Origin of the sequence: Paenibacillus ihuae (assembly GCF_001368795.1) — a bacterium.
GTDB lineage: Bacteria > Bacillota > Bacilli > Paenibacillales > Paenibacillaceae > Paenibacillus_AQ > Paenibacillus_AQ ihuae.
The window spans coordinates 3782511-3795788 of sequence record NZ_LN831198.1; the positions used below are offsets into that span (position 1 = coordinate 3782511).

Here is a 13278-nt window from a genome sequence, read left to right on the forward strand (position 1 = left end):
TCTCCGGCATTACCGCCAACCCGCTGCTGGGTGCCTTCTCCGATTTCATCATCTCCCAGGGCGGCACCTCGGTATTGACGGAAGTACCGGAAATGTTCGGTGCAGAGAAAATGCTGATGGCCCGTGCAGAGAGCCGCGAGGTCTATGAAGATATCGTCTCCCTGATCAATAATTTCAAGCAGTACTTCCTCTCCTACGGTGAACCGGTGTACGAGAATCCTTCGCCGGGCAACAAGGCCGGGGGCATTAGCACCCTGGAGGATAAATCACTAGGCTGTACCCAAAAGGCCGGGACCTCTCCGGTTGTCGATGTGCTGCAATACGGCGTGAAGCTGCGTAAAAAAGGCCTCAGCCTGTTGCAGGCACCCGGCAACGACCTTGTAGCCGCTTCTGCGCTGGCTGCCTCCGACTGCCAGCTGGTGCTGTTCACCACCGGCCGGGGTACACCGTTCGGCAGCTTCGTGCCTACGGTTAAGGTTGCTACCAACAATGAGCTATTCGCCAAAAAAGGCCACTGGATGGACTTCAACGCCGGCCCGCTGCTGGAAGTGCCAATGGCCGAGGTGCTCGAAGAATTCATCAACTATATCATCGCCGTTGCCAGCGGCCAAAAGACACGCAATGAGCAGAACGAAGTGCGCGAGCTGGCCATTTTCAAAACCGGAGTAACGCTATAATCTCTTATCCTAAATCCATGTAAAGGGAGCGTCATCATGTTTTTAAACGACGATTTTTTATTAACCACCGAACCTGCACGGCAGCTCTTTCATCAGCACGCCAAAGCAATGCCGATCATCGATTACCATTGCCACCTCGATCCGCGGGAAATTTATGAGGATCAGCCGTTTACCAACCTGACTGCCGCCTGGCTCTACGGCGATCACTACAAATGGCGGCTGATGCGTGCGAACGGCGTTCCGGAATCCCATATTACGGGAGACGCTTCGGATTACGACAAGTTCCTGGCCTGGGCCAGAACCCTTCCCAAAGCTGTCGGCAACCCGCTATACAGCTGGACCCATCTGGAGCTGCGCCGCTTCTTCGGTGTATCAGAGCTGCTGAATGAGGATTCTGCCCCGGCCATCTGGGAGCAAGTGAACCGCAAGCTGGCTGAACCGGAATTCACACGGCGGGGGCTGATCCGCAGCTCCCGTGTAAAAACGATCTGCACCACCGATGATCCGGCGGATTCCCTTGTATATCATAAGCTGCTGAAGGAAGCAGAGAAGGATTTCAGCGTATTCCCTACCTTCCGTCCTGACAAGGCGCTGAACATTGACGCTCCCGGGTTCCCCGCTTGGCTGAATGCACTGGAAGAGGCTGCCGGAACGCCTGTAACCACGTATGCCGAACTGCTTGAAACGCTGCGCGCACGTGTTGATTTCTTCCATTACCACGGCTGCCGCCTGTCCGACCATGCGCTGGATGTACTGCGTTACCGGGCCGGATCTGCCGCTGAAGCCCAGGCCGTATTTGCCAAAAGACTGGAAGGCGCTGAGCTGTCTCTAGAGGAAATTACCCTCTACCGCACGGAACTGCTTACCGCACTCATCGGCTTCTATCATGATAAAGGCTGGACCATGCAGCTGCATATCCACGCGTACCGTAACAATAATACGCCGATGTTCCAGAAGCTGGGGCCGGATACCGGTTATGACGGCATTAATGACCTGTCCATTACCGAAAGCCTGTCCAAGCTGTTAGACCGTGCCGAATGCGGATCAGGATTGCCGAAGACGATCCTCTACTCGCTCAATCCGGGAGATTATCCAGCCCTGCTGGCTTTGATGGGCTGTTATCAGAAGGATACTGCAGGCAAAATGCAGCTCGGCTCCGGCTGGTGGTATAACGATACCCGCAGCGGTATGCGCCAGCAGCTCACCCTGCTTGCCGACAACAGCCTGCTGGGCAACTTCGTCGGCATGCTGACCGACTCCCGCAGCTTCCTCTCTTACACCCGGCACGAATATTTCCGCCGGGTGCTGTGCGGCCTGATCGGAGAGCTCGTTGAACGCGGAGAAGCACCAGACGACATGGAGCTGCTGGGACAACTGGTCCGGGATATCTCCTATAACAATGCCGCCGGTTATTTCGGATTTCCGTCTGCGGAATAAATAAAGGGGGAGCAAGCATGCTGCAGGTATGCCTTGAAGGGGATGGAGCTGCGCCGGAGGAGTCCGGCGTCTCCATCCTCTCCCTCTATCCTCTCCCTGTTCAGGAGGAGCGGCCTTTTATTCTCGTTCTGCCCGGCGGAGGCTATCATCATCTGGCCCGGCATGAGGGGGAACCGGTAGCACAGTGGCTGAACAGCCTCGGCATTCATGCCGGGGTGCTGAAATACCGGACACAGGACATTGATCCGTCTCTGCTGATCAAGGATGTAGAGGAGGCGCTGGCCTGGGTGCGTGAAGCACCGATGGAATGGAACGTCCGCACAGGGCAGATTGGTCTTGCCGGCTTCTCGGCAGGCGGGCATCTTGCGGCCATTACTGCCGCCACCACAGCCGCGGAATCTAAGCCGGATCTGCTACTGCTGGGCTATCCCGTTATCACCTTCGAGGAGCCCTACGCCCATGCCGGAAGCCGCCTGAATCTGCTTGGGGCGAATCCCGTGGGGGCAAGCCTCGTTGCCTATTCGGCGGACCGGCAGGTTGACAGCCGGACACCTCCCGCCTTCATTTGGGCTACGGCGAACGATGCCAGCGTTCCGGTGGAGAACAGCCTGAAATTTGCCGCTGCATTATCTGAGAGCGGCATTCCTTTTGAGCTGCATATTTTTGAAGAAGGACGCCACGGACTCGGCTTATCCGCCGGGAATGAGGAATGTCGGCAATGGCTGCAGCTCTGTGCCGCCTGGTTAAAGAAACATCACTATGTGACAGAGGAGGAAGCTTGATGCCAACATTATATATTGCCGGGGATTCTACAGCCGCTTTAAAGAGTGCGGAAGCAAAACCGATGGCAGGGTGGGGTGAATATCTCCAGAAGCATTTCAGCCCGGAGGTTATCATCGACAACCGCGCCATTAATGGGCGGAGCACCAAGTCGTTTCTGGCAGAAGGTCGCCTGGCGGACATCATGCAGGACCTTCGGCCCGGAGACTTCCTGCTGATCCAGTTCGGACATAATGACGAGAAGCAGGAGGACCCTTCCCGGTACACCGATCCTGATACCGGGTACAAGCAGAATCTGCAGCAGTATATCGAATCTGCCCGCAGCAGGGGCGGGCATCCTGTCCTGCTGACCTCAGTCAGCCGCCGCCGCTTCACTGCGGAGGGTGAACCCGATCCGCTGGCAGTCGGAGCCTATCCTGCAGCCATGCGTGCTGTGGCGGAGCTGACCGGAACCCCGCTGCTCGATATTTTTGCTGCCTCCCAGCAGCTGTACCGGGCACTCGGCTTCGAGGACTCGCAGCATTTATTCATGCATCTGCCCCCCGGACAGCATCCTAATTACCGGGACGGTATCACTGATGATACTCACTTCAGTACCGAAGGGGCCAAACGGATTGCTGAGCTTGTAGCCGTGGCCATCAGAGAGTCCTCATCCTTATCAGGGTTGCATCCGTTTCTACATTTGAATGCGAATACATAGTATAGATTGAGCCTGTGATTGCATTTCATACAATAGAAACCCCATTATTCTGCGCTAACTCGCCATCTGCTGTATTTCGTGCAATAGATTCTCGGTATTCTGTTGATAAGTACTGGTTTGCTGCAAATCTGCTGTATAGAATGCAATAGGTTCGGTTAATCGGCTGATTTAAGAGGCATCTGCTGCAAAAAGTGCAATAGAATGATACGGAACTGGAAAACCATGTACTGGAATACCATGAACCGAAATACTATGAACTGATCTAAAATGAACTGAACTACAATGAACTGAAATACTATGAAACTGGTATTCAAATGGTAACGATGTACCGCATTCGTGCCGGACAATCGCATGTCAACAAATTTGCATCATTAAAAGGGGGACTCCGTACCATGACCGTTCCGCTGCATCTTGGCATCCGCGCCCATGATTTTCCCCGGCATTCCTTGCCGGAGCTGATCAGTAAGCTGAAGCACTACCGGTTCAGCCATATTCAGTTTGCAGTCCAGAAATCCTTCCCGGAAAGCGTCCCTTCTCTCTCCTCGCTCAGTCCGGGTACGGCTGCTTATTTCGGCGAAAGCTTCCGTCAGGCCGGTATAAGGATCGCCGTGCTCGGCTGCTATGTCAATATCGTCGACACGGATCCAGCCCAGCGGGCCCAGGCGCTTGATGATTTCAGCACCCATCTGCGCTTGGCCCGCGATTTCGGAGCCAGTCTGGTCGGGACGGAAACAGGCAGTGTAGGCAAAGGCTATACCCCGGACAATTTTACCGAGGAAGCCTTTCAGGAGGTGGTCACTTCGGTAAAGTCGATGGTGGCCGAAGCGGAACGTTTCGGGGTAACGGTAGGCATTGAAGCGGGACAGAATCATCCCCTGCATACCGCACAGCTGACCAAGCGGCTGCTGGAGCTCGTACCCTCCAATAATCTGCAGATTATCCTTGATTGTGCGAATCTGATGTCACCGGACAATTATTTGCAGCAGGAATCCGTTATTGCCGAGGCGCTGGAACTGCTGGGCGACCGGATTGCTGTCATCCACCTGAAGGATTTAACCGTTGAAGACGGCCGGATTGTTATCGTTCCCGTCGGCCAGGGTCAGCTGCAATTCGCACCTATTCTTCATTATATGAAATACAAACGGCCGCATATTCAGGGGCTTCTGGAGAGCACTACGGAGCCGTATATACAGGAAAGCGTGGATTTTCTGCACCGGCTGTATAACGAAGTATAGCCAGCGACTGTTTACGCACCTGATCAAAGAGTCCAAGCACCTGCGAAAGCACAGGTGCTTATTTGTGCTGACCAACTTTCGCAGTGCTATTTCCATCTCGTCCTGGTCTATCCTTAATGAAAGGCCTGCAACCGATGTGTTCCTCAAGATTTTCATGTAAAATAGTAAATAATACCGGTAAGCATACTATGGCTGCAGACCCTTTCAGATTATTTTGAGGAGGACGTGATTTGATTTTGCATAGAAATGGTCCGGCCAATAAACCAAGCAGTTCACTGCTGATTCGTCTGCTTTCCCCTTACATATGTTAGTGAGTCAAGATCATGGGTACAATTATTACAAGTGTCATTATACAAAGGATAGGTGAAACCATGCATAATTTCGGATTCGCTCGTGTCGCTGCCGCGTCCCCTGAACTGCGGGTGGCTGACTGCGAGTTTAATGCAGCACAAATTATTGAAGTTATTAAGCAGGCGGACGGGCAGCAGGTGGAATATCTGGTACTGCCGGAGCTATGTATCACAGGATATACATGTGCAGACCTGTTTCTGCAGCCCAAGCTGCTGGATTCGGCCCTGCAGGCGCTGTATGAGATCACTGCCGCAACAGCCGGATCAAGCCTGGTCGTCATTGCCGGGCTTCCCATCGCTGTCCGGGGCCGGCTGTTCAACTGCGCTGCTGTTATTCAGCAGGGAGCTATTCTGGGCATTGTGCCCAAGACTTGCCTCCCTGGCTACAGCGAATTCTACGAGCCACGCTGGTTCGCCGGAGCCGAGGAGCTGGAGCTTACAGAGCTGCGCCTGGGAAATCATACGGTGCCGATCGGCAACGACCTGATCTTTGCGAACGAAGCAGACGGCAACCTGTCCTTTGGCATAGAGATCTGCGAGGATCTGTGGGTGCCTGTTCCACCAAGCAGCCTGCTGGCCCAGGCAGGTGCGGTGCTGCTGTTCAACCCTTCGGCCAGCAACGAGCTGGTCGGCAAAGCGGATTACCGGCGTCAGCTGGTATCCAGCCAGTCCGCCTCCTGCGTGGCGGCATATGTCTATGCCGGCAGCAATACCGGCGAATCGACAACGGATGTGGTCTTCGGCGGACACTCGCTGATCGCCGAGAACGGACAGACTCTGGCCGAATCCGAGCGGTTCACCCATGAGAGCCGGATGATCACTGCCGATGTTGATGTACCGCGGCTGCAGTACTCCCGTTCTGTGATGGGTACGTTCCGTGCCGGCAAGGGCAGACGCAATTACCGTGAAATACTGTACGCCGATCCTGCAACACAGCACAGTGAAAGGAAACTGAGCCGCCCCGTAGGTGTCAATCCTTTCGTACCCGGCAATCCGCAGCAGCGGGACGAACGCTGCCGGGAGATCCTCTCCATTCAGGTCTCCGGCCTGATGAAGCGGATCCGCCACATCGGCACCAAACAGGCTGTCATCGGCATATCCGGCGGACTCGATTCCACGCTCGCACTGCTTGTCGCTGTACGTGCCATGGAGCGCCTCGGCCGCCCGGCCAGCGATGTGCTTGCCGTAACCATGCCGGGCTTCGGCACGACGAACCGGACCTACGACAATGCCGTAGGACTGATCAAAGCCCTCGGAGCCTCGCTCAAGGTCGTTGATATCAAAGCCGCCTGTCTTCAGCATTTCGAGGACATCGGCCATGACAAGAATGTCCATGACTTGACCTATGAGAATGTACAGGCGCGGGAACGGACGCAGATTCTGATGGATCTGGCCAATAAAAACGGCGGCATCGTCATCGGTACCGGCGACCTGTCAGAGCTCGCCCTCGGATGGTGTACCTATAACGGTGATCATATGTCTATGTACAGCGTCAACTCGGGAATCCCCAAAACGCTGATCCAGTACGTTGTCGCGTGGTACGCGGATCATGAAGCGGATGAGACGGTAAACAAGCTGCTGTACAGCATCATTGAAACAGGCATCAGCCCCGAGCTTCTGCCGCCGTCGGCAACAGGCGAAATTGTCCAGCTGACCGAGAACATCCTGGGACCGTACATTGTGCATGATTTCTTCCTCTACTATATGCTGCGGACAGGTGCTGCTCCGGCAAAAATGCTGTACCTCGCCCGGCATGCCTTTGGGGACTCTTACCCTAAAGAGCAGCTGGTTGCCTGGCTCAAGGTGTTCATCTCCCGCTTCTTTACCCAGCAGTTCAAACGCTCCTGCCTGCCGGACGGCCCGAAGGTCGGAACCGTAAGCCTCTCGCCGCGCGGCGACTGGCGTATGCCAAGCGACGCTTCAGCCGCTCTATGGCTGCGTGAAGTGGAGAACCTGTAAATATTATTTCTGGAATAAAGCTGTTCCTTGCGTCAGATAATGCTGATGCACGGGACAGCTTTTTTGTGCGTAAAAAAATTAGTTAGGTCCTTGACGTATTTCTGCTCAGATGATATATTGTTTCATGCTTTAATAATTAAGTTATTAATTATTTATGAGTTAATTATTTTTCGGTTAATATCTGAACTTTGATCTAATAAACTATTTATGTATCTGGAAGCAGCCATGGAGGTGAAGAATTGACAGAACGGGATGATTATTTTGAAATCTCCTTGCTATTCAAGACTTTCTTGAAGGGGGTTGCCCAGGAATGGAACAAACAAGGCTTTCGTTTAAGCCAGACGCAGTTCAAGGCGCTGCATGTCTTGTCGAAGGAAGGACCCATGATGGTATCACAGCTAGCCGCTGCCCTTGATTTGACTCCTGCCGCAGTTACCGGCATTACGGATCAGCTGCTCGCTGAAGCTTATATTCAGAAAGAGCGCGCCGAAGGAGACCGCCGGGCGGTAAAAATCACACTCACAGCTGAAGGTAAATCCATCATCAAAGAGGTGCAGGATAAGCAGAAGGAAGTTATGCATTCCTATTTCAGTATCCTGCCCGAAGAAGACATGAATCATTTAAGAAGAATTTTTGCTCTATTGATTAAAGAAATTGATAAAAATTAAAAAGAGACGGTGACGAAGAGAACCATGGAACATTTATCTGACAAGCGCAAGCTTTCTATTATGATCGCCATTATGGCAGCTATGCTGTTTGCCGCGATCAACCAGACGATTACAAGCACGGCGATGCCGCGCATTATCGCTATCCTCGACGGTATGGATTACTATACCTGGACTATCAATATATATCTGCTTACCTCGACGATTGCTACTGTCCTTGTCGGCAAACTTTCCGATATGTTCGGACGCAAACCGTTCCTGCTGGCCGGGATTCTGTTATTTATGGTTGGCGCCTTTCTGACAGGTACTTCTGATGATGTGTATCAATTTATTATTTACCGCGGGATTCAAGGGATTGGTGCAGGTATTATCCAGTCCACCGCATTCACAGCTGTAGGCGACCTGTTCCCTCCGCGTGAACGCGGCAAATGGATGGGCCTGATGACTGCGGTCTTCGGTTTCTCCAGCGTACTTGGACCGACACTCGGCGGGTACCTGATTGATCATCTCGACTGGCACTGGCTCTTCTGGATCTTCCTGCCGCTTGGTTTTGTTGCGTTCGCTATGATCCTTGTCCTGTTCCCAAAAGCAAAACGCGGAGAGTCGGCCAGTATCGATTACCTGGGTTCTCTGTTTATGACAACTACGATTGTGCCGCTCCTGCTGGCGTTTTCCTGGGCGGGTACAGAATACGAGTGGGGTTCTTCGCAGATTCTCGGCCTGCTGGCAGCAACGGTCGTGTCGGCTGTCATCTTTATCTTCACCGAGACCAAAGCTAAGAATCCGATCCTCCCTCTTCATTTATTTAAAAATAGCGTCGTTACTATCTCCAATCTGATCGGGTTTCTGATGAACTTCGGCATGATGGGGGCAATGATCTACCTTTCCTTCTTCGTGCAAGGTGTGCTGGGGATTTCCGCAACTTATGCAGGTTATGTCACCATGCCGATGTCAATCGTTATGGTAGTAGCCAGTGCTTTAACCGGTCAGATGATTGCCAAGAAAGGCAAATACAAACGATTTGCACTGATCGGTGTGCCGATCATGGTTGCCGGGATGGCAATCATGGTATTCATGAACAATGTGCCGATGGCTGTCCTCAGTATGATCGTATTCGGTCTTGGCCTTGGTCTCGGGATGCCTGTATTCTCCCTGGCTACACAAAATGCCGTATCCCATACTGAGCTCGGTGCAGTTACGGCTTCTACCCAGCTGTTCCGTAACCTTGGCGGTACAATTGGTATCGCAGTAATGGGTACGGTTATGTCGAACAATCTGACCAAACATCTAAAAGAAGCATTGACGTCACCTTCCGCACCGGATTTCAGCACATTGGATCCCAAGATGGCCGAGCAGCTGACAGCCTTCGCCAATCCGCAGGCGCTGATGAACAAGCCGCTGCTGGAGCAGACGCAAGCAAGTCTTCCTGCTGATGTCCAGCCGCTCTTCGCACAGATGATTGACAGCATCCGTGACGCACTGGGCCAGACCTTGTCCACTGTATTCTTAACCGGTACGATTGTCCTGTGTGCTGCCTTCGCGCTCGTCTTCTTCCTGAAGGAGCTTCCGCTGCGTTCCTCTAACAAAGCACCGGCAGAAGGTCAAGCGCCAGAAGAAGCCGTAGATACCAGCAAACTGGCTGTAAAAAAAGCTTAAGCATAACGCATTCTTAATTAACAACAGCAATTTAAGAAGGGCAGTCTCCGGTCATTGTGACCGCGGGATTGCCCTTTTTAGTTACTAAATGCCGGTTCATGATGGTTAGAACCGGAACAATCCGGGTAAAACTATTCATCTTCCCGACAAATTGCAGCAGATTCAATAATCCCAGAATTATTATGAAGGAGGGTGCGGTGCATGACATTCTTCGTATCTTCACAGCCTGGAGCGGACCGTTCTATAGAGACTTTACATTTCAAGGCTGACGGCTTGCTGCCGAACAATCCGAAGCTTCCGGCGGTTCTGTATTTGGGTGCACTTCAGGACAAACCGGAAAAGGCAGAACAGATCTTTAACAGCAACGGCTGGCTGAACAGCTGGGTGAACGGTGTATTCAGCTATCACCATTATCACAGCAATGCGCATGAGGTGCTTGGGGTGATGTCCGGCAGCGCCAGCCTGCAGCTTGGCGGTGATTCCGGCCGAACCGTTCAGGTGTCGGCCGGAGATGTGCTAGTGCTGCCTGCAGGAACGGCGCACAAACGCCTAACCGCCACGCAGGACTTCTGTGTGGCCGGTGCTTATCCCGGAGGAGCCGATTACAACACCCGCCGGGCTACATCCGACGACCTCGAAGCTGCGCTGCCGGAAATTGCCATGGTGCCGCTGCCGGAAAACGATCCCGTCTACGGCCAGGCGGGACCGCTGCTGAAGGCCTGGGAAACGGACTGATTACGTGTCGATACAGCACAAGCGCTTTGCCCGGTTTCAGCAAAGCGCTCGCCTTAGCAGACGGCCTTAATGTCTGCTGTACATATTCTGATCCCGCAGCCGGATCAGCACCTTGCCGAAGCGTCCGCCCTGCTGCACTACTACTGTCCCTTCCGGATACGTGGTGTGCACATAGTCGGTGACGATTTGCCGGGTGCTGCCGCCGGCAGCCAGCCTGTGGTGATTCAGCAGCTCCAGCACCTCTTCGATGGCCTCGTCTGCCGTTAGCTCGGTGCTCTTCATTTCCTTTGTCACAATCGATTCATACGCGTAATCGTTCAAATAGAGCAGATGTAGCAGATAAGCCATATCCGAGGATTCTACCTTAGTCTCCTTGCCGGTCAGCAGCGGCAGCACCTCATTCAGCAGACTATGCTGTCTGGCCCCTGCCGCAAAGCTGATGTAGCAATACTGTCTGGCACAGCTGATCACCCGCTTCACACTCTCCCAGTCATAGACCGCCGGACACATCGAGACAAACACGAGATCGAAGGCCTGCTCCCAGCCTTTGTCCGCGAGATCAATATTTTCAAAGGCTTCTTCTACCAGCCTGATTTCCATTTTCCCCGGGCTGACCCTAGATTTATTAGCTTCCAATAAACCGGCCAGCAGCGCATTCGGCTCAACAGCTGTAACCTCTGCACCACGCTCGGCAAACGGCACACTGAATCCGCCTGAAGCTGCGCCGACATCCAGCACAGACAAGCCGTCAAAATCGACGCCCTGCCCTTCAAGCCAGCCGATAATCCGCTCAGCTCTGTGTCTTCCGCCTTCACTGAATACCTCTGCATTAAAGCTCTCCGCCTTACGATCAAAAGAATGCGTAGGGTCAATGCCTGCCTTTTTCATCAGATTGTCATGGGCTCTCGCGTCCTCCTTCCATGCCTGCTCCCATACCTGAACATTAAATAAATCCTGACTCATGTTTATCATTCCTTTCGCGGGATATACTCCTGTAATTACGGAGACTTAAAAGACTTATAATATCTATAATAAAGCCGTAAAAATAACGGCGATGATCAATCTACCGTTATTTGTGCAGCAAGTTCGGCAATTTTTTTATTCCGCAAATAGTCTTCCATCCGGTTCTCGGCTTCCACCATCACCTGCTGGATCAGACATTCGCTGGAATGATTAAGCGTGCAGTCAAACAATGAAGCCGTCCCTTCAATCGCGTGGATAATATCGAGAAAAGAAATATCGTCCTTCTTCCGTTTGAGCAGATAACCGCCATTCGCCCCGGAAGCCGACTGAATCAGTCCAGCCTTCACCAGCTTGGTCAGAATCTTGGACAGATAAGTAGGTGAAACATCCTGCCGTTCAGCCAGCTGTTGAACACCCACCGGCTTATCCGGAGAAGCAGCGACCAGAAAAAGCATCGTATGCAGCGCATAATTCGTGGCTTTGGAGTACTTCATCTTCCACCTCAATTAAAGACTTTATTAGTCTATAATAGCCTTTATTCAGATGAAAGGCAAGCTCTATAATCATAGACGAGCAACCATATGATTAAAGAACGCCAAACGCAGCTAATCAGGCTTCCATCACATAAACAACCTTAACGGGAAAAGATCCATCTAATTCCCCTGAAAACGCGGCACTCAGATGGCGTAAAGTAAGTTGTGTACCAAGATTTGGAGCCTAGTCAGGCAATAAAAAAGTAGGGTATTCTCGGGATTGTCGAAGTCCACCAAGAAAGGAACCCTACTCGATGACTATTCTACCCGAAAACATGTTAAATAATCTATATGAAAATCTTGTCACCCAATTTGTAAAAGACAATCTGGAGTCCATTATGAAGGCAGAAATCCAGCAATTCATGGCCAGTGAGGAAGTCGGGAACCACAACAGTCGCAACGGATACTACACACGAAACCTGCACACCAAGTACGGCAATGTTGAGGAGTTAGAGGTCCCTCGCGACCGTCAGGGTCTGTTCCAGACTCAGCTGTTTGAGCCCTACCAGCGGCGGGACGGGTGGCTAGAGGAGGCTGTCATCCAAATGTACAAAAGTGGCATGGGAACACGAGATGTGGCCCGGTACATTGAAAGTATGTTCGGCAGCCACAACTCTCCCACGACCGTCAGCAACATTACAGCTACGGTACTTGACGACATACATCAGTGGCAGAAACGCCCGTTAAACAAACGCTACTCCGTCATCTACCTGGACGGCTTATATGTGAAGCTTAAGCGTAGCACCGTGAGCGGAGAAGTCGTTTATTTCGCCATGGGGATCGACGAAGACGGTCACCGCCAGATCCTTGGCTTTTACGTAGGCGGCCAGGAGAGCGCAAACGGTTGGCGCGAGGTGCTCAAAGATCTCTACGACCGTGGTGTCCAGGAAGTCTTGCTGGGTGTGTTTGGTGGACTGCCGGGACTGGATGCAGCGTTCCGTGAAACCTATCCGATGGCGGATGTGCAGCATTGTATCGTGCACAAAGTGCGTTCGACCTTTCCGAAAATTCGGGTTCAGCACAAAACGGAAGTCATTGAAGATCTGAAGACCATCTACACGGCTGCAGACCACGATCTGGCCCGTGCTGCGTTTGACACGGTGAAGGCCAAATGGGGCAAGCTCTACCCGAAAGAAATGCGGTCTTGGGAAGAACAGTTGCCAACGCTGTTGACCTTTTACAAGTATCCCGTGCTCATAAAGGAAGCCATCTACACGTCCAATCCGATTGAACGAATGAACAAGGAAATTCGGAAACGCCTGAAGCCGATGAACAGTCTCACCAATATGGATGCGGCAGAGAAAATTGTCTACCTCGATGTAATAGACTACAATGAACGTTTTGCCGAACGGGTCATTCGCGGCTTTGGGGATCTGGAGGTAAAGAAGAAACTGAACGAGATGTTTGAAGCGCGATACCCGGTGCGGGAAGGGCAAGAGAAGTAGCCCAATTCCCCTTGTTCTTTGGGGCGGGGTTCCCCCGCCCCAAAGAACATCTGCACTACTCACTAACGGACACCCGAGAAGTTACATTCTACTCTCTTACACAAACTTCTTGACGCTACCATTTCCTGTTCACCGTACTCACC

At 52.4% G+C, this 13278-nt stretch carries 11 protein-coding genes and 1 pseudogene; 10 read left to right on the top strand and 2 right to left on the bottom strand.

Annotated elements, in window-relative coordinates; translation table 11 throughout:
- The 9 genes and pseudogenes from AQR02_RS34490 to AQR02_RS17520 all read left to right on the top strand — a co-directional run.
- Positions 1-677 (top strand): annotated as a pseudogene (locus tag AQR02_RS34490) (UxaA family hydrolase); the annotation flags it as partial.
- A gap of 36 nt (positions 678-713) precedes the next feature.
- On the top strand, positions 714-2114 hold the full coding sequence (uxaC, locus tag AQR02_RS17480; RefSeq protein WP_054941572.1) for a glucuronate isomerase: 1401 nt from the start codon (positions 714-716) through the stop codon (positions 2112-2114).
- Between the two features lie 17 nt (positions 2115-2131).
- The gene (locus AQR02_RS34495; protein WP_054941573.1) at positions 2132-2896 is read left to right on the top strand and encodes an alpha/beta hydrolase; all 765 of its coding nucleotides are present in this window, start codon (positions 2132-2134) and stop codon (positions 2894-2896) included.
- On the top strand, positions 2896-3594 hold the full coding sequence (locus AQR02_RS34500) for a rhamnogalacturonan acetylesterase (RefSeq protein WP_054941574.1): 699 nt from the start codon (positions 2896-2898) through the stop codon (positions 3592-3594). Before AQR02_RS34495 ends, AQR02_RS34500 begins: the two co-directional genes overlap by 1 nt.
- Before the next feature lie 323 nt (positions 3595-3917).
- The gene (locus tag AQR02_RS17500; RefSeq protein WP_342447461.1) at positions 3918-4829 is read left to right on the top strand and encodes a sugar phosphate isomerase/epimerase family protein; all 912 of its coding nucleotides are present in this window, start codon (positions 3918-3920) and stop codon (positions 4827-4829) included.
- 323 nt (positions 4830-5152) lie between these two features.
- Entirely contained in the window at positions 5153-7138 is a 1986-nt protein-coding gene (locus AQR02_RS17505; RefSeq protein WP_245237522.1) for an NAD(+) synthase, read from the top strand.
- A 239-nt stretch (positions 7139-7377) separates the two neighbouring features.
- Positions 7378-7806 carry a MarR family winged helix-turn-helix transcriptional regulator gene (locus AQR02_RS17510; RefSeq protein ID WP_054941578.1) on the top strand — a complete coding sequence of 143 codons (429 nt, stop codon included), beginning with the start codon at positions 7378-7380 and terminating at the stop codon, positions 7804-7806.
- Between the two features lie 24 nt (positions 7807-7830).
- Entirely contained in the window at positions 7831-9459 is a 1629-nt protein-coding gene (locus AQR02_RS17515; RefSeq protein ID WP_054941579.1) for an MDR family MFS transporter, read from the top strand.
- Between the two features lie 201 nt (positions 9460-9660).
- Positions 9661-10194, top strand: a complete 534-nt coding sequence (locus AQR02_RS17520; protein WP_054941580.1) for a cupin domain-containing protein — start codon at positions 9661-9663, stop codon at positions 10192-10194.
- Between the two features lie 66 nt (positions 10195-10260).
- Here AQR02_RS17520 and AQR02_RS17525 read toward each other — a convergent pair whose 3' ends face one another.
- Entirely contained in the window at positions 10261-11157 is an 897-nt protein-coding gene (locus AQR02_RS17525) for a class I SAM-dependent methyltransferase (RefSeq protein WP_054941581.1), read from the bottom strand.
- Between the two features lie 95 nt (positions 11158-11252).
- Positions 11253-11651, bottom strand: a complete 399-nt coding sequence (locus AQR02_RS17530; protein WP_054941582.1) for an Rrf2 family transcriptional regulator — start codon at positions 11649-11651, stop codon at positions 11253-11255.
- Between the two features lie 293 nt (positions 11652-11944).
- On the opposite strand from AQR02_RS17530, the gene AQR02_RS17535 reads away from it, so the two are divergent.
- Positions 11945-13135: an IS256 family transposase gene (locus tag AQR02_RS17535; protein WP_054941583.1), complete on the top strand. Its 1191-nt coding sequence runs from the start codon at positions 11945-11947 to the stop codon at positions 13133-13135.
- Positions 13136-13278: the final 143 nt, after the last annotated feature.

What these genes read in the sequence shown, in the direction of transcription:
- uxaC (WP_054941572.1), top strand. Translation starts at nt 714, where the DNA reads ATGTTTTTAAACGACGATTTTTTATTAACCACCGAACCTGCACGGCAG.
- AQR02_RS34495 (WP_054941573.1), top strand. Translation starts at nt 2,132, where the DNA reads ATGCTGCAGGTATGCCTTGAAGGGGATGGAGCTGCGCCGGAGGAGTCC.
- AQR02_RS34500 (WP_054941574.1), top strand. Translation starts at nt 2,896, where the DNA reads ATGCCAACATTATATATTGCCGGGGATTCTACAGCCGCTTTAAAGAGT.
- AQR02_RS17500 (WP_342447461.1), top strand. Translation starts at nt 3,918, where the DNA reads ATGTACCGCATTCGTGCCGGACAATCGCATGTCAACAAATTTGCATCA.
- AQR02_RS17505 (WP_245237522.1), top strand. Translation starts at nt 5,153, where the DNA reads ATGGGTACAATTATTACAAGTGTCATTATACAAAGGATAGGTGAAACC.
- AQR02_RS17515 (WP_054941579.1), top strand. Translation starts at nt 7,831, where the DNA reads ATGGAACATTTATCTGACAAGCGCAAGCTTTCTATTATGATCGCCATT.
- AQR02_RS17520 (WP_054941580.1), top strand. Translation starts at nt 9,661, where the DNA reads ATGACATTCTTCGTATCTTCACAGCCTGGAGCGGACCGTTCTATAGAG.
- AQR02_RS17525 (WP_054941581.1), bottom strand. Translation starts at nt 11,157, where the DNA reads ATGAGTCAGGATTTATTTAATGTTCAGGTATGGGAGCAGGCATGGAAG.
- AQR02_RS17530 (WP_054941582.1), bottom strand. Translation starts at nt 11,651, where the DNA reads ATGAAGTACTCCAAAGCCACGAATTATGCGCTGCATACGATGCTTTTT.
- AQR02_RS17535 (WP_054941583.1), top strand. Translation starts at nt 11,945, where the DNA reads ATGACTATTCTACCCGAAAACATGTTAAATAATCTATATGAAAATCTT.